This window comes from Mesorhizobium sp. AR10 (genome assembly GCF_024746795.1).
In the GTDB taxonomy this organism is placed as follows: Bacteria; Pseudomonadota; Alphaproteobacteria; order Rhizobiales; family Rhizobiaceae; genus Mesorhizobium.
In genome coordinates, this window is record NZ_CP080524.1 from 686,229 (window position 1) to 708,076 (window position 21,848).

The window sequence follows — 21,848 nt, forward strand, 5'->3', positions numbered from 1 at the left end:
CGCCTGCGATCGATCCCGCAAGCTAGCCACCGACCAGGGCCGCCTCAGCCGTTGGCGAAGGGCACGGCGACGAAGATCTGTGCGTCGCCACGTTCGACAAGCAGGAGCACGGATTTCCGGCCGGACTTTCCTGCCTGCGCAATCGCCTGGGTTGCCTGCCTGGCATTCCTCACCGACGCCTGATCGACGGCGACGATGATGTCGCCCGGCTCAATGCCGGAAGCCGCCGCCGCTTTGTCCGGATTGACGCGCTCGACCAACGCGCCGCGCTGGTTGGCCGCCAGATTCATGGCTTCGCGAACCTCCGGGCTGATGTCGACCAAGCCAAGGCCCATCGCGGATGCGCGAAGGCCTTGCTCTGCCGACGGCTGGCCGGAATCGCCGCTCGCCGATGCCGTCTTCACATCGTCGCCATTGCGCCCGATGTCGACCGAAATCTCCATGCTTTTGCCCTTGCGCCAGACATCGAGCGTTTCCTTGATCCCTGGCGAGACGTCGGCAACAGCGCGCGACAGATCCTTAGGATCCTTTATGTCCTGACCGGCGAAACTGGTGATGACATCGCCGGTCTCGATCCCTGCCGTGGCGGCCGGCGATCCGTCATTGACCTCGGAAACCAGCGCGCCGCTGGCGCGATCGAGGCCGATGGCGCTTGCCACATCGGGCGTCACCGGCTGGATCTGGACGCCGAGATAGCCGTACTGGATGGAGCCGCCCTTCATCAGCTTGGCGACCACCTTTTGCGCCTGGTCGGACGGGATGGCGAAACCGACGCCGACGCTGCCGCCATTCGGCGAATAGATCGCCGTGTTGATGCCGACGACATTGCCGCTGACATCGACCAGCGGTCCGCCGGAATTGCCGTGGTTGATCGGCGCGTCGATCTGGATGAAATCGTCAAACGGGCCGCTGTTCAGATCGCGGCCACGCGCCGAAACGATGCCTGATGTGACCGTGGTGCCAATGCCGAACGGGTTGCCGAAAGCCAGCACCTGGTCGCCCGGCATGAGCTTGTCGGAATCGCCCCACTTGACGATCGGCAAGGACTTGTCGGATTTGATCTTGAGCACGGCGAGGTCGTTCTTGGTGTCGCGGGCAATCAGCTTGGCGGGAAGCTCGGTGCCATCATCAAGCGTCACCTTGATCGATGTGGCGCCATCGATGACGTGGTTGTTGGTGACGATGGTGCCGTCGGCGCCGACAATGAAGCCGGAACCGAGGGCTTCGGCACGCTGCGCCTGTTGCTGCGGCGGGGCCTTTGGTCCGGGCATGCCCTGGTCGCCGAAGAACTGGCGGAAATAGTCGTCGAAAGGCGAGGACCCATCGAGGGGCGAGGCGTCGTCGCTGTCCGCCGGCTGCGCCTTCATGACCGTGGTGACCGTCACCACCGCCGGTTTGTCGGCCGCCACGATGGGGGCGAACGAGCCGTTTGGCGCCGCTTTCCCGGCCACGGGCGTCTGGGTCGTCGCAACAGTGTTGCTGGCGCTTTGGGCGAAAGACACGACGAGGGGACTGACGATCAGCGCAGCGCCCAGCAAGGCCGCGACGCGATGTCTGCGAAGGATATCTGACATGGTCGTTTGTCCGGGCGAGAGTTGGTCCGTCGCCGTGGCGCGTCCCGATTTAGGGAACCGCCTATTCGGCGTGTCGACGATCGGATTGCCTGTCTCGCCTGGCATGGCAGCCGACCGGATCGACAGCCCTGCATCTAGGGTGCCCATAGGCCCGAATTAGGGTTTTCGGCCGATGTTACGAAGATTTAATTTCCGGACGGCAGCGGATCACAATGCCGTCAACACCGGACCGAGGGGCGCGCCGGACGGCAGCATCAAACCCCGCCGGTTCGCCTGAGATAGGCCGATGCCAGTTCGCGCATCCGCTTGCCATCAAAGCTCGGTCCGTGGCCGCCATGGCCGATGCGGACCGGCAGGTCGAGCAGCCGCTGCATCGTGCGGCGATAGGCGGCCCGGTCGGAATCCGGCAGGTCGTCGATCAGTATGGAATCGTAGATGGCGTCGCCGGCAAAGAACAGGCCATCGGCCTCGTCGAACAGCGCGATCGAATCGGGCGAATGTCCCGGCAGGTGCAGCACTTTGAATTGCCTATCGCCGAGATCGACGACGTCGCCCTCGTCGAGGATCCGAGTCAGCGGCGCCGGTGGAATCCTGTAGTCGGCCGCCTTCCAGCCCGGCGCCGGCAGCTTCGAGACGGCGTCGTCGAGATTGTGGAACATGTAGGCGTAGGTCACCGCCTCATCCATGGTGTCGAACGTTGCGGCGCTGTGCCTAGGCCCTGCCCGCAACGGGAATTCGTGCAGCGAGCCGACATGGTCGAGATGGATATGGGTGGCGACGGCGAGCAGCGGCTTGCCGGCCGGCGTGTCGATCTCGGGCGCCAGCGGGCAGATGCCCATGCCGGTGTCGACAAGCAGGTCGACGTCGCGGCCTTTGAGATGCCAAATGTTGGCGCGCACGAAATCATGCACGAACGGTTCGGTCAGCATCGTCGTCTTGGCGTCGACGATGGTCTTGCCGAACCAGTCGCCGACCAGACGATCGCCCATCAGACGAAGGGCTTTCCGACCTTGTATTTCTGGGGGACAAGCCGCTTCAGATAAGCCATTCCCGTTTCGGACAGCTGGTTGACGTCCGGCAGCATGAAATCATCCGGCATGTGGCGGGTCTTGCCAGCAACGTTCTTCAGCGGCACTTTCTTCAGCACCGTTCTTGTGCCGTCATATTGCAACGCCACCGAGCCGCCGCCCTCGTCGGCGACCGCGACCGCAAAGGCGCCGGCATCGAAGGCTTCCTGCGCATCGACGGCGCTGATGGCGCCGACATAGCCGCGCGGCATGTAGCCGAGCGCATCGACCCTCGCCCGCTTGCCCGGCAGGCCTTCGGCGAGGGCGCGCTCGAGGGCTGCCGGCAGGTCGCTGCCCGACAGCTTGACGTTGCCATGCGCGTCGCGCTCGAGCTTCTCTGGCGGCACCAGGCTTTCGACCAGCGCCTTGCCGTCGGCGGTGCTGACGCCTTCGGACACGGCGACGATGCAGCGCTTGTGGCGGTCGAGCGTGGCGCGCACGTCGTCGATGAAGGCGGCGGCGGAGAACGGTCGCTCCGGCACGTAGACGAGGTGCGGACCGCTGTCGGGGTCAAGCTGCCAGGCGGCCGCCGCGGCGGTGAGGAAGCCGGCATGCCGGCCCATGACGATGCCGACATAGATGCCCGGCAGAGCGCGGAAATCGAGATCGACGGAGAGAAAGGCGCCGGCGACGAATTCGGCCGCGGAAATGAATCCGGGCGTGTGGTCGTTCTCCTCGAGATCGTTGTCGATGGTTTTCGGCGCATGGACGAACGCGATGCTGCCGCCGGCGGCGTCGGTCAGGATCTGCTGCGTGCCCGATGTGTCGTTGCCGCCGATATAGATGAAGGCGTCGGCGCCGGCCTTCTTCAGGCCGTTGAGAATAACTTCGCAATAGGCGGCATCCGGCTTGTCACGCGTCGAACCCAGCGCAGCACTCGGCGTTGCCGCAATCAGCCGCAGCCGGTCCTCGGGAATAGAAGAAAGATCGGCATAGTTGCCATCGCGAATGCCGCGCACGCCATGGATGGAGCCCAGAACCTTGGCGCCGGGGTGCCGCTTGCGGATCTCGAGCGCGGCGCCAACCATGGTCTGGTTGATGACGGCAGTCGGGCCGCCGCCCTGCGCGATAACAAACGTTCCAGCCATTCCTGAAGTCTCCCGGGCGATGAATTCGCAGGCACATTCGCCTGTCTTGGCGCATCACGCAACGGGAGAGTCGAGAGCATGATCCCGAAAAGTGGGAACCGGTTTCGATAGAGATCATGCTCAAACAAGAAGATTTCACTGCGGCTGCGCAAGCGGCCGAGAGGTCAGACGACGACGACCGGGTTCTTCTTGGAGACGCGGCTGTAGAGGTCGATGATGTCCTGGTTGATGAGGCGCACGCAGCCCGACGACATGGCCTGGCCGATGCTCGCCCATTCGGGCGAACCGTGGATGCGGTAGCCGGTGTCCTTGCCGTCCTGGTAGATGTAGAGCGCCCTGGCTCCGAGCGGATTGGTGAGGCCGCCGGGTTGTCCGCCCTGCCACTTCACCAGTTCCGGCTTGCGGGCGATCATCTCGGCCGGCGGGGTCCAGACCGGCCATTCCTTGCCATACTGGATGTTGGCGCGGCCCGACCAGCGGAAACCATCCTTGCCGATGCCGACGCCGTAGCGGATCGCCTCACCGCCCGGCTGCACCAGATAGAGCAGCCGGTCCTGCAGGTGGACGACGATGGTACCGGGCTGCTCGCCGGTCGGATCGACGACGATCTGGCGGCGGAATTCCGGCTTGACCTTCTTGTAGGGCACTTCCGGCAGCGTGAACCCGCCATCAGTGAGAGAGGCGTACATCACGTCAGGGCCAGTGATGTTCTTGTCGACGCTGATGCTTGGGCGGATGGGCCGCACCGAACCGGTGGTGACGTCGTCGAGTTGCAGCGACGGCAGATCCAACGTCTGGCTGCAGCCGGCGACGCCGAGCAGCACCAAGGCGCCGGCGCCGGACAGCAACGCGCGGCGGGAAAGCTGAATTTCGGTTTCGATTGCGTCGCCACTGTGCGGCGGCGTCAGACTTTGCGGCAACTCACGCATGTAACCCAAACCCTACGCTATCGGCGGGAAACACGGTCCGGCCGGATTATGCGTATTTTCGCCAATCATGGTTGAAAAAGCGTGAAGGGCCGCAATCTGATCTTAACGCGCCGGCCACCGAGACAGCGGAACACCGGATTGAAGATTTTCGATGTCACCTCTTTACATCTTCGCGAGGCCAAGGATTTATCCTCTTCTTTAAGCTCAAGGAGAAGACCATGTCTTTCGAAAACTGGGCCGCCTTTGCCGCCGCCTCCACCATCCTGCTCGTCATTCCGGGCCCGACCATCCTTCTGGTGGTGTCCTATGCGCTCGGCCAGGGCTGGCGTACCGCGCTGCCGATGGCGGTCGGGGTGGCGCTTGGCGACTTCACCGCAATGACGCTGTCGATGCTGGGCATCGGCGCGCTGCTGGCGGCGTCGGCAACCGTGTTCACGGTGCTGAAGGTGATCGGTGCCTTCTATCTGATCTACCTCGGCATAAAGCTGTTCCGCGCCGGCGGCGCGCTGAGAGCCGAGCCGCGCACCGATGCTGTGTCTTCGGCCAAGATGGCGGCGCATGCCTGGCTGGTCACCGCGCTCAACCCGAAGAGCATCACCTTCTTCGTCGCCTTCCTGCCGCAGTTCCTTGACCGGCACGCCGATTTCTGGACGCAGATGCTGATCTTCGAAACGACTTTCCTGGCGCTCGCCTTCGCCAATGCCTTCGGCTACGCGCTGGTTGCGGCCAGGGCGCGCAACGTCGTGCGCAATCCCAAGGCGATCCGCATCTTCAACCGCACCGGCGGCACACTGCTGGTCGGCGCCGGCATCGCCACGATGGCGATGCGTTCAGGTAACTAGAGGCCGGGAGGCGGGTAGTCGCCTCCTTCACCATTTGACGCTGAAGCCGAGATTGGCTTCGAGGATGCGCCGCCTGTCACCGCCGAGATTGGTGGTGTAGTCGCCGGTGGCAAAAATGCTGACCTTGTCAGTCACCCTGGCGACCACGCCGCCGCCGAATTCGAGCGAGGTCGACTTGCCTTCGGTGGAGATATCGGTGGCGCCGAAATTGACGTGGTCGGTGCCACCGAAATCGTGCCATAGATTGGCCTTGAGGTAAGGCTGCAGCGCGATGCCGTTCAGCGTCGTCTCGCCCTGCAGCCGGAACCCCAGCCTACCGTTCAGGCCGCCGTCCACATCGAAGGAGACGGCCGAGAAACTGTCCTCGACATCGTTGAGCGACAGATGCTGCCAGACCAGCTGCGCCTGCGGTTCGAGCGTCCAGCCTTCGGCCAGGACAAGGGGATAGCCACCTTCGAGCGAAGCGGTGATGCCGGTCCCCTTGACATCGATGCCGATGCCGCGGGACGAGCTCGCCGAGCCGCTGAAGAACGTGCCCATGACGACGCCGTCCAGATACCAGCCGCCCGGGTCGATCCGGGTCCAGTAGCCGCCAATGCTGGTGCCGCCGAGATCGATGCCGCCCACAGACAGATTGTTCCAGCCCAATGCCTGGCCACGCACATCGCCATTCATGCTGCCATAGGCGATGAACAGGCCGGCGCGGTCGACCTGACCTGAGGTGGTCTCACGGCCAAAGGCATCGAAGCCGGCCTGGAAGCCGAACAGGGTGCCGTCGAAGGAAGGCGAAACCGTCCCCGACCAACTCATCTTGGCGTCCTGGCCGAAGACGCGACCCCAGATCGGCTGCAGTTCGGTGTTCGACAACAGGCTCTGTTCGCCGCGCCGCTCGTGGAAGGTGCCGAGTGTTGCCAGTGCCAGATGCTCGGCCACCGGCGGCACGGCCGAATAGACCGGCACCTCGATGCGGTAGAGCAGGATCGCGGCTGCCTGCACCGGCGTCGCTCCGGGCGTCGGCGGCGACGGCTGCACCGGCGGCGGGCCAGGCAGCGTCGGCACCGGCAGAACGGGGACCCCGGTTGGCGGTGGTGGCGGTGACGGTGGCGGGTCCGCAGGCGCCGCCGGCGGCGGCGGTGGCGGGGGCTCGGGTTCCGGATCGCTGGCCTGAACCGGCGGCGTCGGGTCCACGGGCGGGTTGTTGATATCGCCTTCGGTCGGCGGCGGCACCGGCGGCAGTTCGGATGGCGGTGGCGGCGGCGCGGTCTCCGGCGCCTCCGGCTCCGGCGGCGGTGTGGGCTCGAGTGCCGGCGGCGCCGGCGCCGGCGGTGCCGGTGTGTTCAGCGTCGAGCGCAGATACCAGTTCTCTTCGCTGCCGGCGCTGACGCCGCCCTTGAACAGATAATATTCGAAGGCGCCGGCGGCGACCGGCGCGTCGAGGGCAAAGGTAGTGGCACCGGATGTGGCGCCATTGATCGCCTGGACGACCATGATGCCGTCTTGCGTGGTCGAAGCGCCGGCGCCGCCGAAATTGATCACCGAAATACCGGTCGAGCCGGAAGCGGTCCCGCCCGACAGAACCAGCCTGTCCGAGGCGGAGGAATCATCGCCAAGCACGGTCTGGACGAGCAGCAGGCCGCCCAGCCCGACATAATTGCCGGATATCGTCAGCCGGTCGGTCGCATCAGTGCTGCCATTGGTCAGGTCAATGCGGCCGGCATTGGCGACCTGCGCCAGCTGGCCGGCGGCAAAGGCCTGGATCGAGGCGTTGAAGCCGCCGCCGAACAGCGTACTTGCCGCATCGACATTGAGCGCGCCGGTGCCGCTGTCGCCAAGCACCAGATTGCCGTCCAGCATCAGTTCAGTGTCGTTGGTGGCGTTGATGGTTTCCCAGTTCTGAACCCGACTGATCCCGTCGAGCGAGACGTTATCGAAGGTCAACGCGTCGGTGCCGAGACCCCCGCTGATCGTATCGGAGCCTCCGAGATTGGCACTGGTGAGATTGCTCAGCGCCGCGGTGTCGTTGTCGCCGCCGAGGTCGACGGCGCCATAGATGATGCCGCCATTGTTCCAGACGAAGGTATCGGCTCCCAAGCTCATCAGCACGTCGCCGCCGATCGTTCCCCCGGTCACGGTCACGCTGTCATTGCCGCCACTGACGCTGATATTGCCGCCGATAGTGCCGCCCGAGAGGATGACGGTGTCTTCGTCGAAGCCGGTGACGAGGTTGCGGTCGATGATGCCGCCGGACATGTTGAAGTAGTTCTTGTCAAGTTTCATGTTGACGCGACCGATGCGACCACCGGTCATCACCGCACGGTCGCCATCGTCGAAGAAATCGACGATGCGGCCGCCGGTCATTGTAAAGGTGTCGAGCCCGTCGCCCTGGTTGAGCGAGCCGATCTGGCCGCCGCTCATGTTGAAATCGTCGATGCCGGCGCCTTGCTGGACATTGCCCCCGATCGTGCCCGCACCGATGGTGAAGAAATCGGTGCCAGCGCCCTGGTCGACGGTGCCGGTGATGGAACCGGACTGCATGTCTATGCGGTCGGTGCCGATACCAAAGGTGACATTGCCACTGACCTGCCCTGAGCCGCCAACGGGAAAGGTCAGCGTGTTGTCGCCGCCCGTGTCGGTGAGGCTGCCGCTAGAATCGCCGCTGTCGCAGATGGAATCGTTATTTCCCGGGGATGGGACCAACACGCATGCGGCAAAGGCCACGGAATTGGGCAGAAGCGTCAACGTTGTAGTTGCGAGAAAGCTAATAAAGCAATGGTGCATGTAACGTGACTTTCGCCACACCAAAGCAACCGTTTCCCTCGTGTCTTCCGAACAGTTGCTCGGAAGCTTCTCCTTCAAGTGCCGCATCGCGCCCTCGTGGTTTCGCGATTTCAATCCCCGGCCCGGCGCCACGATGAAGACACAATCTGGAAAATTTTAAAAATCTTAATCTTCACCTCATGGTTGATGAACTGCGAAAGTATTCGGATTTACCTGAGTATTGATTGGTCCAGAACGTGGTTGGCGCACCTGCCGTCAATGCTCTAGGATCGGGCTGGAATTGTGTGGTCATCAAAGGACATGACATGGCCATTAGGGACGCATTCGGCCTGACGTTTTCGGGTGCGACGGAAGCCGGGTTTTCGCCTTACAGCCAGGCCGTGCGCGAACTGCAATGCTTCATCGGCGACCCCGTCGCCTCAGCCGACCGCGCCATCGCCGAAAACCCCGATTTCGTCATGGCTCATGTGTTCAAGGGCTATCTCTTCGGCCTCGCCACCGAGCGTGAGGCGACGGCGGTGGCCAGGACATGCCATCAGGCGGCGTTGCCGCTTGCCGCGACGGCGCGCGAACAGGCGCATGTCGCAGCCCTTGGCCACCTCGCCGGGGGGCGCTGGCATGAAGCCAGCCGCATCCTCGAGGATATCGCCATCGACTTCCCGCTCGACATGTTGGCTCTTCAAACCGGCCACCAGATCGATTTCTTCACCGGCAACGCCCGCATGCTGCGCGACCGCATCGGCCGCGCCCTGCCATCCTGGCAGAGCGGCATGCCCGGCTACCATGCCATTCTCGGCATGCAGGCCTTCGGGCTCGAAGAAATGGGCGATTATGCTCGCGCCGAACAGCTTGGCCGCACCGCAGTCGACATCGAGCCGCGCGACGGCTGGGCACAGCACGCCGTCGCCCATGTCATGGAAATGCAGAGCCGGCAAAAGGACGGCATTCTGTGGATGCGCGCCAATCCCGAGGCGTGGACGCGGGAAAGCTTCCTGCAGGTGCACAATTGGTGGCATCTGGCGCTGTTCCACTACGATCTCGGCGAGACCGACGAGGTGCTGGCGCTCTATGACGGGCCGATCTATGGCGAGCCGTCGACGCTGGCGCTCAACATGGTGGATGCCTCGGCGATCCTGTGGCGGCTGCATCTCGGCGGCGTCAATGTCGGCGACCGCTGGACGGCCCTCGCCGCCAATTGGCCCAAGGCCGGGGCCGGCAATTATGCCTTCAACGACGCCCACGCGATGATGGCCTTCGTCGGCGCCGGCCTCGAAGCGCCGGCCCAAACCCTTCTCGACGTGCAGCGCGAGGCCATGCGCGCCGCAGATGACAATGCCGCCTTCACCAGGGATGTCGGCCATCCCCTGACGCTGGCGATCAAGGCGTTTGGTGACGGCAACTATGCCGAGACGGTGCGGCTGATCCGGCCCATTCGGGCGATTGCCCACCGATTCGGCGGCAGCCATGCCCAGCGCGACGTCATCGACCTGACGCTGATAGAGGCGGCGTTGCGTTCCGGTGATGGAGCCCTGGCGCGGGCGCTTGCAGCGGAACGCTCGCTGGCGCGACCCGACAGTCCGTTGTCGGCACTGTTTTTGCGGCGCGCGGCCGATCTCGCAACGAATTGACCGGCGGCAATTCTTGCCTTAAAAACTGGTTCGACCAAATTATTTCGAGTGTCGAAAAAATTCGTGCGTTGACCGGATAGCGTTTCCGGCGGCACGATTTCGCCGGATACCTTCTTCGCCCGCGTTGCAACACAGAGGGCGAAGAAGCAAGGAAAGGACCGTCGCCGCCAGACGCGACGGGCATGGGAGGAAAACATGTATCTCGGCCTCGATCTGGGCACGTCGGGCGTCAAGGCGCTGCTGATCGATGCCGGGCAGACTGTCGTGGGTTCCGGCCATGCGTCGCTTGACGTGTCACGGCCGCATCCCGGCTGGTCGGAGCAGAACCCCGCGGACTGGACCCGGGCCTGCGAGGCGGCGGTCGCCGAGCTGAAAGCCGCCCATCCGAAAGAACTTGCTGCGGTGAAAGGCATCGGCCTGTCCGGCCACATGCATGGCGCCACGTTGCTTGACGCCGGCGATCAGGTGTTGCGCCCCTGCATTCTGTGGAACGATACGCGCAGCCATGCCGAGGCCGCCGCGCTCGATGCCGACCCACGCTTTCGCAAGCTGACCGGCAACATCGTTTTCCCCGGCTTCACCGCGCCAAAGCTTGCCTGGGTGAAGAACCACGAACGCTCCGTTTTCGCCAAGGTGGCAAAGGTTCTGCTGCCGAAGGATTTCCTGCGGCTCTGGCTATCGGGCGAGAATATTTCGGAGATGTCGGATTCGGCCGGCACCTCCTGGCTCGATGTCGGCAAGCGTGCCTGGTCGGCCGAGCTGCTCGAAGCCACCTCACTCGATGAAAAGCAGATGCCGTCGCTGGTCGAGGGTACCGAGAAGGCCGGCGGCTTGCGCGGCGAGCTGGCTTCAAAATGGGGTATGCAGGCTGGCATCCCGATCGCCGGCGGCGCCGGCGACAATGCCGCCTCGGCCTGCGGCATGGGCACGGTCGGCGCGGGCCACGCTTTTGTCTCGCTCGGCACGTCGGGCGTGCTGTTTGCTGCCAACGCCACCTATCTGCCCAACCCGGCAAGTGCTGTGCATACGTTCTGCCATGCTCTGCCCAACACCTGGCACCAGATGGGCGTCATCCTGTCGGCGACCGATTCTCTCAACTGGCTGTCGGAGATATCAGGAAAAGGCGCAGGCGAGCTGACCGCCGAACTCGGCGACACGCTGAAGGCGCCGACCGGCGTGTCCTTCCTGCCCTATCTCTCGGGTGAGCGCACACCCTACAATGATTCCGCCATTCGCGGCGCGTTCACCGGGCTGGCACACGAGTCCAGCCGCGCCGTACTCACCCAAGCCGTGCTCGAAGGCGTCGCCTTCGCCTTCCGCGACAGTCTCGAAGCCCTGAAAACAGCCGGCACGACATTGACGCGGGTGACGGCGATCGGCGGCGGCTCGCGCTCGCGCTACTGGCTGAAGGCGATCGCCACTACGCTCGGCCTTCCCGTCGACATCCCCGCCGACGGTGATTTCGGCGCCGCCTTCGGTGCGGCGCGGCTTGGCCTGATCGCGGCGACGGGCGCCGATCCGCTTGCCGTCTGCACGGCGCCGGCTACTGACGCCACCGTCGAGCCGGTTGCAGCGCTGATCGGAGCCTATGCGGATGCGTATAGCCGCTATCGGGCGCTTTACCCGGCGATAAAAGGTGCGACGACGTGAGCTTGAACGTACCCCCCTCTGCCCTGCCGGGCATCTCCCCCTCAAGGGGGGAGATCGGCAGCGTCGACGACCATGCCAGTCTTGCAAGGTCGGCGATTGGCGAAGGCAGGAACGCCAGCCAATCTCCCCCCTTGACGGGGAGATGGCCGGCAGGCCAGAGGGGGGTGAGTGCCCCCCGTCTTGCCAAGGTTACCTCACTGCGCCGGCACCTTGTCGAGAAAGCCGGTGACGCTTTTCAGACGGCCGTTCTCGATGATTCCGATGTCGGTGCCTTCGATGACGGACTCGGTGCCTTCCGGCCCGAGGTTCCACGAGAAGCGAATCTTGTCTTCAAAACCATCCGGCTGGCCCTTCAGCGAAAAGCGGAAGCCGGCAAAGCGCTGCTGCACGCCGTCGATGAGTGCAGCGACGCCGTCATGGCCGTCGCCCTGCATGATCGGATCGCGGTAGCTGACGTCCTCGGTGAAGGTCGCCTCGAGCAAGGCTACCCTGCGAGCGGCATCGCTCTCGTTCCAGGCGGTGATGTAGTTTTCGGCGATCGTGGTGAGGTCGGTCATGGTCTGTCTCCTTCGTTGAGTGGTTTTGACATGACCCTTTTCGACCAGCGCCGGCGTGAAACCAATTACGCCTGAGGTAATGGCGGCAGAACTTTGTGAGAGGACAGAAATCATGAGCAGCGGGTTTTTCGGCGATATCAAGAAGATCAAGTATGAGGGTCCGGATTCGACCAATCCGCTGGCCTACCGGTTCTACAATCCCGACGAAGTCGTCGCCGGCAAGCGGCTGGAAAACCACCTGCGCTTTGCCGTTGCCTACTGGCATTCCTTCGCCTGGCAGGGCGGCGATCCCTTCGGCGGCCAGACCTTCGACCGTCCGTGGTTCCCAAAGGCCGGCGGCACCGACACGATGGAGCTGGCCAAGCTCAAGGCCGATGTCGCTTTCGAGATGTTTTCTCTGCTCGGTGCGCCCTATTTCTGCTTTCACGATGCCGATGTACGACCGGAGGGCAGAGACTTTTCCGAAAGTGCGGCGCGGCTCGACGAGATATCAGACTATTTCGCGGGGAAAATGAAGCAGACCGGCGTCAAGCTGCTTTGGGGCACGGCGAACATGTTCTCCAATCGCCGCTTCATGTCTGGTGCGGCCACCAATCCCGATCCGGATGTGTTTGCCTATGCGGCAGCGACGGTGAAGCACTGCATCGATGTGACCAAGCGGCTGAAGGGCGAGAACTATGTGTTGTGGGGCGGGCGCGAGGGCTATGAAACACTGCTCAACACCGACCTGGCCCGCGAACAGGAGCAGGCCGGGCGCTTCCTCAACCTGGTCGTCGACTACAAGCACAGGATTGGCTTCAAGGGCACCATCCTGATCGAGCCGAAGCCGCAGGAGCCGACCAAGCATCAGTACGACTACGATGTCGCGACGGTCTACAGCTTCCTCAAGCGTTTCGGCCTGGAGAAAGAGGTCAAGCTCAATATCGAGCAGGGTCATGCCATCCTGGCCGGCCATTCCTTCGAGCACGAGCTGGCGCTGGCCAATGCGCTCGGCGTCTTCGGCTCGATCGATATGAACCGCAACGACTACCAGTCGGGCTGGGATACGGACCAGTTCCCCAACAATGTGCCGGAGATGGCGCTGGCCTACTACTACGTGCTGCAGGCGGGCGGCTTCAAGACCGGCGGCACCAATTTCGACGCCAAGCTGCGTCGCCAGTCGCTCGACCCGCAGGATCTGCTGATTGGCCATATCGGCGGCATGGATTGCTGCGCGCGTGGCCTGAAAGCGGCTGCCCGCATGGTCGAGGACAAGGCCCTGTCCGGACCGCTCGCCGAGCGCTATGCCGGCTGGAACTCGGCCGAGGCCAAGGCGATGCTTGCCGGCAAGCGGACGCTGGAGGAGATCGCCGAGCGCGTCGTCAAGAAGAAGATCGAGCCGCAGCCGCGCTCGGGCCGCCAGGAGTATCTGGAAAACATCGTCAACCGCTACGTCTGAGGCGGGAAGCCGATTCGTACTGTTCGAGGGGCGGCTGGACAACACCCCTGCCGCCCTAAAGCGCGTCGCGTTGAAACGGATTCAGTCGACGCGCTTCAGTCTACGCACCTTTGGGGCGACATGCATTAGAACGAGTTTGCGCGAGGCCTTGTCCGACGACAAGGTTTTGCCTCGTGCCGCCCCTCAATCACCTCGCTCTTGCCTTCAAACAGCCGTCACGAAGCTCGTATAAGGATGGCTCTGTGGCGGGTGAAGAAGAAGGAGGCGAACCGATATGCAGCACGAACGCGAAATCGACGCCCTGCTCTCGTCCGGCGAGACAGGATCGATCATCGATCGGCTGATGGCGTTGCCGAGACCAACCGACGATGTAAAGAACGAATGGGACCGTGCAGTCAGCAACCGTTTCGAAGTCCGTCTGGCGAGACAGATGCGCTCCCAGATCGACAGCGGCACAGATCGCCGGAACGCTGCCTGATCCGACTAACCCCGGCGCAGCCTGACCGGCGCTTCGCCGAAAGCTCTTGAAAACGCTCTGGAAAATGCCGCGGCGGACGAAAACCCCGTCCGCCCGGCAATATCGGCCATGGCCACGCGCGTATCGACCACCAGCCGGCGCGCTGCGCCCAGCCGCAGCCTGAGATAGTAGGCGCCTGGCGTCTCGCCGATCGACTTGCGAAAAATGCTTTCCAGCGTTCGCGCCGTCACCCCGGCGCGCTTTGCCACCGCGGCGATGGTCAGCGGCCGGTCGACATGGGCTTCCATCAGCCGAATGGCTTGCGCCAGCCGCGGGTCGTAGCCGTCGAGGCGGCCAAGCGAGACCAGCGGCTGCGCGTCGGTGGCGGCGCGGGCCTGGTCGTAGATGAACACACTGGCCACATCGAGCGCCACCGCCATGCCAAGCCGGGTGCGGATCAAATGCAGCATCAGGTCGAAGGTCGGCGAGGCGCCGCCCGAGGTGAACACCGGTCCGTCTATGACATAGCGGTCGGGACGAACATCGACGCCGGGAAACGCCGTCGAAAAGTCCTCCATATCCTCCCAGTGGGTGGTAGCACTGCGCCCTTCCAGCAGGCCGGCGCGGGCCACCAGCCAGGTGCCGGCCTCAACGCCGCCGCAGGCACGCGCCGCACGCGCCGCACGGCGCAGGCCGGCAAGCAAGGCTGATGTGGCATAGTTCTGCGTGCCGAAACCGGCGACGACGACAAGCACATCGGCTGGTTCAGCCGCATCGAAGCGGCCGCTGACCGCCACCGGCAGGCCGCAAGTGGTGACTGGCGCCTCGCCGGTGACCGAGACCAATTTGAAATCGAACAAGGTCTCACCGGCGATGCGGTTGGCGGCGCGCAGCGGATCGACAGCTGAGGCCACGCACATGATCGACGAGCCCGAAAACACCAGCAACGTCACCTTGAGCGGCGAGCGCTCGGCACGAAAGATATCAGGTTTTTCGCTTTTGATCATGCCGCCTTCGTAAAACGCAAAACAGTTTCCGACAAGTCAGGCATTGTTGGGGTCGGTCTGGATTGGGAGGAAATTTCATGCCGCTCTCGATGAACCGTGAGGTTTTCATTACCTGTGCCGTTACCGGGTCCGGTGGTTCGCAGGACCGCAGCCCGCATGTACCACGCTCGCCCAAGCAGATCGCCGATTCGGCCATCGATGCGGCCAAGGCCGGTGCGGCGATCGTCCATTGCCATGTCCGCGATCCAGAGACCGGCAAGCCGCGTCGCGATGTGCATCTCTACCGCGAGGTGACCGAGCGTATCCGTGACGCCAATGTCGACGTCGTGCTCAACCTGACCGCCGGCATGGGCGGGGACATGGTGTTCGGCTCGCCCGAGGCGCCGCTGCCGCTGAATGAAAAAGGCACCGACATGGGCGGCGCCACCAACCGCGTGGAACATGTGCGCCAGTGCCTGCCGGAAATCTGCACGCTCGATTGCGGCACCATGAACTTCGCCGAGGCCGACTATGTCATGACCAATACGCCCGGCATGCTGCGCGCCATGGGCGGCATGATGACGGCGATGGGCGTCAAGCCGGAGATCGAGGCCTTCGACACCGGTCATCTGTGGTTCGCCAAGCAATTGGTCGAGGAGAAGGTGCTCAACCCTGACGCGCTGGTGCAACTGTGCATGGGCGTGCCGTGGGGGGCGCCGGACGACCTCAACACCTTCATGGCCATGGTCAACAATGTGCCGTCGACCTGGAACTGGTCGGCCTTCGCCATCGGCCGCAACCAGATGGCCTATGCCGCAGCCGCGGTGCTGGCCGGCGGCAATGTCCGCGTCGGGCTCGAGGACAATCTGTGGCTCGACAAGGGCGTGCTGGCCACCAACGCGCAGCTGGTCGAACGGGCCGCCAGCATCGTCACCAATCTCGGCGCCAGGATCCTTGGACCCGAGGAAGTGCGCAGGAAGCTGAACCTGACCAAGCGTGCACCAATAGCCGCATGAGCTGAAACAGCCGGGAGGTCGGCATGGCTACCGTCAAGTTCACCGCGATGAAGGATGGCGACAAGGACGACTACGAGTTCCTGACCGCGCATGAAATCGACTATGCGGCCAAGACCGGCGAGCGGCTGCTCGACGCGCTGGTGCAACTGGATGAGGGCCTTTCCGGCTACAAGATCACCCGGCTCGGCCATTCGCTGCAGGCGGCGACTCGCGCCTGGCGCGACGGCGCCGACACCGACTGGATCGCCTGCGCGCTGCTGCACGACATCGGCGACATCTATGCACCCTACAATCACGATGAGTACGCAGCTTCGATACTGAAGCCCTTCGTGCGTGAGCAATGCACCTGGGTGGTGGAGAAGCATGGCGACTTCCAGCGCCTCTACTATGCCCATCATCTCGGCGGCAACCCTCATGCCCGCGACCGCTTCGCCGGACATGTCTATTTCGACGATTGCGATGAGTTTTGCGAGCGCTGGGACCAGTCGAGCTTCGACCCGGACTACGAGACGCTGCCGATCGACTTCTTCCGGCCCTTCGTGCTCGAAGTGTTTGCCCGCAAAGCCTACGACCCCGCCGTGATCCGCGCCGGCGAGCGCGTGCCCCTCATCGATCCCCAAACAGCCACGACAAGAACCGGAGCCTCCGCATGAGCATCATCAACAAGGCAGCCGCCATTGGCGGCGGCGTCATCGGCGCCGGCTGGGTGGCCCGACTGCTGCTCAACGGCATCGACGTATCTATCTTCGATCCCGATCCCGAGGCGTCGCGGAAAGTCAGCGAAGTGATGAAGGGCGCGCGCCGCGCCTATAAGCAGATGGTTCCGGGCGGCTTGCCCAAAGAGGGCAGACTGACCTTCGCCAAGACCATCGCCGAGGCGGTGGCCGACGCCGACTTCATCCAGGAGAGCGTGCCGGAACGGCTCGACCTGAAGCACCGCGTGCTGGCAGAGATCGATCTTTATGCGCCGGCCAACGCCATTGTTGGTTCTTCGACCTCCGGCATCAAGCCGACCGACATGCAGGTGGCGATGAAGAAGCATCCGGAGCGGCTGGTTGTCGGACATCCCTTCAACCCGGTCTATCTCCTGCCGCTGGTCGAGATCGTCGGCGGCGAGCAGACGTTCCCCGAGGCGATCGAGGTCGCCAAGGAGATCTATGCCTCGATCGGCATGAAGCCGGTGGTGATCCGCAAGGAGATCGAAGCGTTTGTCGGCGACCGCCTGCTGGAGGCGGCATGGCGCGAGGCGCTGTGGCTGATCAAGGACGGCATCTGCACGGTCGAGGAACTCGACGACATCATGCGCTATGGCTTCGGCCTGCGCTGGGCGCAGATGGGCATGTTCCAGGTCTATCGCGTCGCCGGCGGCGAGGCCGGCATGCGCCACTTCATGGCGCAGTTCGGCCCGTGCCTGAAATGGCCATGGACCAAGCTGATGGATGTACCGGAGTTCAACGACGAGCTGGTGGACCTGATCGCCACCCAGTCTGACGACCAGGCACATGGGCTGTCGATCCGCGAGTTGGAAAAGATCCGCGACGACAATCTGGTCGCCATCATGGAAGCGCTGTCGAAGCAGAACAAAGGCAAGGGCTGGGGTGCCGGCGCCTTGCACAAGGACTATACCAAGCAGTTGGCCAAGCTGGCGGCGAAGAAACCGACCGCCTCCAAGGCGGCCGAGAAGGCCAAGGCAAGCAAACCAGTCAAGAAGGCCGAAAAGCCGAAGAAAAAGAAGAAGGGCTGAGACCATGGATTTCGGTCTGTCGGAGGAGCAGAAGCTCATCGTCGAGGCGACGCGGGCGTTCGTCGAGAACGAGCTTTACCCGCATGAGCGCGAGGTCGAGCGCACCGGCGTGCTGCGTCGCGAGCTGATCGAAGAGATCAAGGTCAAGGCGATTGAAGCCGGGCTCTACGCCGCCAACATGCCGGCCGATGTCGGTGGCGCCGGGCTCGATACTGTGACCTGGCTGCTCTACGAGAAGGAACTGGGCCGCGCCAATTACGCGCTGCACTGGACCTGCGTGGCCCGGCCTTCCAACATCCTTCTGGCCGGCACGCCGGAGCAGCGTGAAAAATACCTGTTCCCCTGCATCCGCGGCGAGAAATGGGACTGCCTGGCGATGACCGAGCCGGGCGCCGGCTCCGACCTGCGCGGCATGAAGGCGACCGCCGTCCAGGATGGCGACGACTGGGTGCTGAACGGCACCAAGCACTTCATCAGCCATGCCGATCTCGCCGATTTCGCCATCTGTTTCATGGCCTCGGGCGAAGAGGAGTCGCCGCGCGGCAAGCGCAAGAAGATCACCGCCTTCTTCGTCGACAAGGGCACCAAGGGTTTTACGGTGCGCGACGGCTATCGCAACGTCTCGCATCGCGGCTACACCAACGCCATCCTCGAATTCGACGATTGCCGCCTGCCGGCTGCCCAAGTTCTCGGCGAGGTTCACAAGGGCTTCGAGGTCGCCAACTCATGGCTGGGCGCGACCCGGCTGCAGGTCGGGGCCACCTGTCTCGGCCGCGCCGAGCGGGCGCTTGGCCATGCCGTCGAATACGCCGCACAGCGCCAGCAGTTCGGCCAGCAGATCGGCAAGTTCCAGGGCGTGTCGTTCAAGCTCGCCGACATGGCGACCGAATTGAAGGCCGCCGACCTGATGGTGTTCGAAGCCGGCTGGAAGTACGATCAGGGCACCGTCACCGAACAGGACATGGCCATGGCCAAACTGAAGGCCACCGAAATGCTTGCTTTCGTCGCCGATGAGGCGATCCAGATCCATGGCGGCATGGGGCTCATGGACGATCTGCCGCTGGAGCGCATCTGGCGCGACGCCCGCGTCGAGCGCATCTGGGAAGGCACTTCGGAGATTCAGCGACATATTATTTCGCGGGCGCTGCTGCGTCCGTTCGGGGCTTAGAGCATGATCCCCAAAGCCGGGATCCGGGTTTTAGAAAAGATCGTGCTCAAACGAAAAGATGACCATGCATAAACTCGAACGTCTCCTGCGCCCAAAATCGATTGCCGTGTTCGGCGGGGCGCAGGCCGCCGCCGTCGTCGCCCAGTCGATCAAGATGGGCTTTGCCGGCGAGATCTGGCCGGTGCATCCGACCAAGGACGAGGTCGCCGGCCGCAAGGCCTATCGTTCGGTGGCCGAGCTGCCGGGTGCCCCCGACGCCGCCTTTGTCGGCGTCAACCGGCATTTGACCATCGAGGTGATCAAGGCTTTGGCCGAACGCGGCGCCGGCGGCGCCGTCTGCTTTGCCGCCGGCTTTCTCGAGACCGAGGCCTATGACGACGACGGCGAGCGGCTGCAGGCCGAATTGGTCACTGCTGCGGGCCAGATGCCGATCATCGGGCCGAACTGCTATGGCCTGATCAACTACGCCGATGGCGCGTTGCTGTGGCCCGACCAGCATGGCGGCATCAGGCTGCCCGAAGGCGCCAAGGGTGTCGCCATCATCACCCAGTCGTCCAACATCGCCATCAACATGACGATGCAGAAGCGCGGCCTGCCGATCGCCTTCCTGATGACCGCCGGCAACCAGGCTCAGACCGGCCTTTCCGAAATGGCGCTCGGCCTGATCGAGGACGATCGCGTCACTTCGCTCGGCCTGCATATCGAGGCCTTCGATTCGGTAGCCGGCTTCGAAAGGCTGGCAGCACGTGCCCGCGAGTTGAAGAAACCGATCATCGCCATGAAGGTCGGCCGCTCCGAACAGGCACGGCAAGCAACGGTGTCGCACACCGCCTCGCTGGCCGGCTCCGATGCGGCATCGGGCGCGTTCCTGAGGCGGCTGGGTATTGCCCGCGTCGATTCCATCCCCGCCTTCATCGAGGCGCTGAAGCTTCTGCACATCACCGGCCCGCTGCCCGGCTACCGGCTGTCGTCGATGAGCTGCTCGGGTGGTGAGGCTTCCGTCATGGCCGACAGCGCAGAGGGCCGCTGGGTCAATTTCCCGGAGCTCACCAGCAAGCACCGCGCCCATGTCAAATCGACACTCGGGCCGCTGGTCGCGGTCGCCAATCCGTTGGACTACCACACCTTCATCTGGAACAACGAGCCGGCGATGACCGCTACCTTCACCGCCATGGTGTCGGGTGGCTTCGACCTCAACATGCTGGTGCTCGACTTTCCGCGCCCGGACCGCTGCTCGGTGACCGATTGGTGGGCGACGCTGCGCGCCTTCGAATCGGCGCTGAAGACCAACAAGGCGCATGGCGCGATCGTCTCGTCGTTGCCGGAGAACCTGCCGGAGGAATATACCGCCGAGCTGATGGCGCGCGGCATGGTGCCGTTGTTCGGCATTTCCGAGGCCATGGACGCCGCAGGGGCGGCAGCCTTCATCGGCTGGGCCTGGGCCGAGCCGCAGGCGCAGCCGATCGACACGACAGCTGCCGGCGCCGCCGGAGGCGACCATGTGACGCCAGACGAGGCCGAAGCCAAGGAGCGGCTGATCAGGGCCGGCTTGCCGGTGCCGAAGGGCGAACGCGCCGCCAATGCGGTCGAGGCCGTCATCTCGTCCATGGCGCTCGGCTTCCCGGTGGCGCTGAAGGCGCTCGGCGTCACCCACAAGTCGGAGGTCGGCGCTGTCAGGCTGAACCTCAAGGACGCCGAATCCGTCAGCACAGCGGCGCATGATCTCCTGCCACTCGGCACCGGGCTCTATGTCGAGCGCATGGTGCGCGACGGCGTCGCCGAACTGATCGTCGGCTTCACCCGCGACCCGATGTTCGGCGCCGTGATGACGCTGGGCACCGGCGGCGTGCTGGTCGAGCTGTTGCGCGACAGCGTCACCTTGATGCTGCCGGCGACGCGCGACGATATCGAGGCGGCGTTGCGCCGCCTGAAACTGTTCCCGCTGCTCGAAGGCTATCGCGGCCGGCCCAAGTCCGATGTCGCGGCCGCCATCGAGGCCATCGCGGGCATTGCCGCCTTCGTGCAGAAGAATGCCGGCGAGATCGAAGAACTCGACATCAACCCGCTCATCGTCTGCGCCGAGGGCAAGGGCGCCTGGATCGCCGACGCGCTGCTGGTGCTGGGAGACAAGAAGAATGTCTGACGTCATTTCGACCCGTCGCGAGGGCACGATCCTCGAAGTCACGCTCGACCGGCCCAAGGCCAACGCCATCGATCTCAAGACCTCGCGGCTAATGGGCGAGACGTTCAAGGCGTTCCGCGACGATCCAGGCTTGCGTGTCGCCATCGTCAAGACGGCCGGCGACAAGTTCTTCTGCGCCGGCTGGGATCTGAAGGCAGCAGCCGGCGGCGATGCCGTCGATGGCGACTATGGCGTCGGCGGTTTCGCCGGGCTCCAGGAATTGCGCGACCTCAACAAGCCGGTCATCGCCTGCGTCAACGGCATGGCGGTCGGCGGCGGCTTCGAACTGGCGCTGTCCTGCGACCTCATCTATGCCTCGGACCATTCCTCCTTCGCACTGCCCGAAATCCGCGCCGGCACGCTGGCCGATGCGGCGACGATAAAATTGCCGAAGCGCATCCCCTATCATGTCGCCATGGACCTTTTGCTCACCGGCCGCTGGATGGATGTCGCCGAGGCGCATCGCTGGGGCCTGGTCAACGAGGTGCTGCCCAAGGAGAAGCTCGAAGACCGCGTCTGGGAGATCGCCCGCCTGCTCGCCAGCGGTCCGCCGCTGGTCTTTGCCGCGATCAAGGAGACGGCACGGGTGGCCGAAGCGCTGACCTTCCAGGATGCAATGAACAAGGTGACGCGTCGCCAGCTGCCGACCGTCGATGCCCTTTATGGCTCCGAGGACGGTATGGAAGGCTTTCGTGCTTTTGCCGAAAAGCGCGACCCGGTGTGGAAGGGGAAGTGAGCGGCAGG

Annotated in this window: 18 protein-coding genes; 11 read left to right on the plus strand and 7 right to left on the minus strand. The window is 64.0% G+C overall.

Translation table 11 applies throughout. The features are described 5' to 3' along the window. Positions 1-44 precede the first annotated feature (44 nt). The 4 genes from LHFGNBLO_RS06635 to LHFGNBLO_RS06650 form a co-directional block, all read right to left on the minus strand. Positions 45-1,574 (minus strand): DegQ family serine endoprotease, encoded by a 1,530-nt coding sequence (locus tag LHFGNBLO_RS06635; RefSeq protein ID WP_258605324.1) that lies wholly within the window; start codon positions 1,572-1,574, stop codon positions 45-47. 254 nt (positions 1,575-1,828) lie between these two features. After that, entirely contained in the window at positions 1,829-2,563 is a 735-nt protein-coding gene (locus LHFGNBLO_RS06640) for an MBL fold metallo-hydrolase (RefSeq protein WP_258605325.1), read from the minus strand. Further along, complete coding sequence (locus LHFGNBLO_RS06645; RefSeq protein ID WP_258605327.1) at positions 2,563-3,729, minus strand: diphosphate--fructose-6-phosphate 1-phosphotransferase; 1,167 nt, start codon at positions 3,727-3,729, stop codon at positions 2,563-2,565. The genes LHFGNBLO_RS06640 and LHFGNBLO_RS06645 overlap by 1 nt, the downstream gene beginning before the upstream one ends. 164 nt (positions 3,730-3,893) lie before the next feature. Then, on the minus strand, positions 3,894-4,658 hold the full coding sequence (locus LHFGNBLO_RS06650; protein WP_258605328.1) for a L,D-transpeptidase: 765 nt from the start codon (positions 4,656-4,658) through the stop codon (positions 3,894-3,896). A gap of 218 nt (positions 4,659-4,876) precedes the next feature. On the opposite strand from LHFGNBLO_RS06650, the gene LHFGNBLO_RS06655 reads away from it, so the two are divergent. Next, entirely contained in the window at positions 4,877-5,500 is a 624-nt protein-coding gene (locus LHFGNBLO_RS06655; protein ID WP_258605330.1) for a LysE family translocator, read from the plus strand. 27 nt (positions 5,501-5,527) lie between these two features. Here LHFGNBLO_RS06655 and LHFGNBLO_RS06660 read toward each other — a convergent pair whose 3' ends face one another. Continuing rightward, positions 5,528-8,365 carry an autotransporter outer membrane beta-barrel domain-containing protein gene (locus LHFGNBLO_RS06660; RefSeq protein ID WP_258605332.1) on the minus strand — a complete coding sequence of 946 codons (2,838 nt, stop codon included), beginning with the start codon at positions 8,363-8,365 and terminating at the stop codon, positions 5,528-5,530. Between the two features lie 218 nt (positions 8,366-8,583). Between LHFGNBLO_RS06660 and LHFGNBLO_RS06665 the strand changes: the two genes are divergently transcribed. Then, a complete protein-coding gene (locus tag LHFGNBLO_RS06665) occupies positions 8,584-9,906 on the plus strand; it encodes a tetratricopeptide repeat protein (protein ID WP_258605334.1) in 1,323 nt (440 codons plus the stop codon). Between the two features lie 195 nt (positions 9,907-10,101). Next, entirely contained in the window at positions 10,102-11,556 is a 1,455-nt protein-coding gene (gene xylB, locus LHFGNBLO_RS06670; RefSeq protein ID WP_258605336.1) for a xylulokinase, read from the plus strand. Positions 11,557-11,750: 194 nt separating this feature from the next. Here xylB and LHFGNBLO_RS06675 read toward each other — a convergent pair whose 3' ends face one another. Continuing rightward, a complete protein-coding gene (locus LHFGNBLO_RS06675; RefSeq protein ID WP_258605338.1) occupies positions 11,751-12,113 on the minus strand; it encodes a nuclear transport factor 2 family protein in 363 nt (120 codons plus the stop codon). Between the two features lie 112 nt (positions 12,114-12,225). On the opposite strand from LHFGNBLO_RS06675, the gene xylA reads away from it, so the two are divergent. Together xylA and LHFGNBLO_RS06685 are read left to right on the plus strand one after the other, a co-directional pair. Beyond that, a complete protein-coding gene (gene xylA / locus LHFGNBLO_RS06680; RefSeq protein ID WP_258605340.1) occupies positions 12,226-13,551 on the plus strand; it encodes a xylose isomerase in 1,326 nt (441 codons plus the stop codon). A 274-nt stretch (positions 13,552-13,825) separates the two neighbouring features. Beyond that, positions 13,826-14,029 carry a hypothetical protein gene (locus tag LHFGNBLO_RS06685; protein ID WP_258605342.1) on the plus strand — a complete coding sequence of 68 codons (204 nt, stop codon included), beginning with the start codon at positions 13,826-13,828 and terminating at the stop codon, positions 14,027-14,029. 5 nt (positions 14,030-14,034) lie between these two features. On the opposite strand, the gene LHFGNBLO_RS06690 is transcribed toward LHFGNBLO_RS06685, so the two are convergent. After that, on the minus strand, positions 14,035-15,015 hold the full coding sequence (locus LHFGNBLO_RS06690; protein WP_258605343.1) for a GlxA family transcriptional regulator: 981 nt from the start codon (positions 15,013-15,015) through the stop codon (positions 14,035-14,037). Between the two features lie 77 nt (positions 15,016-15,092). Between LHFGNBLO_RS06690 and LHFGNBLO_RS06695 the strand changes: the two genes are divergently transcribed. The 6 genes from LHFGNBLO_RS06695 (at position 15,093) to LHFGNBLO_RS06720 (ending at position 21,840) form a co-directional block, all read left to right on the plus strand. Further along, on the plus strand, positions 15,093-16,010 hold the full coding sequence (locus tag LHFGNBLO_RS06695; protein WP_258605345.1) for a 3-keto-5-aminohexanoate cleavage protein: 918 nt from the start codon (positions 15,093-15,095) through the stop codon (positions 16,008-16,010). 23 nt (positions 16,011-16,033) lie between these two features. Further along, the gene (locus LHFGNBLO_RS06700; protein WP_258605347.1) at positions 16,034-16,663 is read left to right on the plus strand and encodes an HD domain-containing protein; all 630 of its coding nucleotides are present in this window, start codon (positions 16,034-16,036) and stop codon (positions 16,661-16,663) included. After that, positions 16,660-17,754, plus strand: coding sequence for a carnitine 3-dehydrogenase (locus tag LHFGNBLO_RS06705; protein WP_258605349.1), 1,095 nt, complete (start codon positions 16,660-16,662; stop codon positions 17,752-17,754). Before LHFGNBLO_RS06700 ends, LHFGNBLO_RS06705 begins: the two co-directional genes overlap by 4 nt. Positions 17,755-17,758: 4 nt before the next feature. Then, positions 17,759-18,922, plus strand: coding sequence for an acyl-CoA dehydrogenase family protein (locus tag LHFGNBLO_RS06710; protein ID WP_258605350.1), 1,164 nt, complete (start codon positions 17,759-17,761; stop codon positions 18,920-18,922). Between the two features lie 64 nt (positions 18,923-18,986). Then, positions 18,987-21,065: an acetate--CoA ligase family protein gene (locus LHFGNBLO_RS06715; RefSeq protein WP_258605352.1), complete on the plus strand. Its 2,079-nt coding sequence runs from the start codon at positions 18,987-18,989 to the stop codon at positions 21,063-21,065. Continuing rightward, positions 21,058-21,840, plus strand: coding sequence for a carnitinyl-CoA dehydratase (locus tag LHFGNBLO_RS06720; protein ID WP_258605354.1), 783 nt, complete (start codon positions 21,058-21,060; stop codon positions 21,838-21,840). Before LHFGNBLO_RS06715 ends, LHFGNBLO_RS06720 begins: the two co-directional genes overlap by 8 nt. The last annotated feature ends 8 nt before the right edge of the window (positions 21,841-21,848 follow it).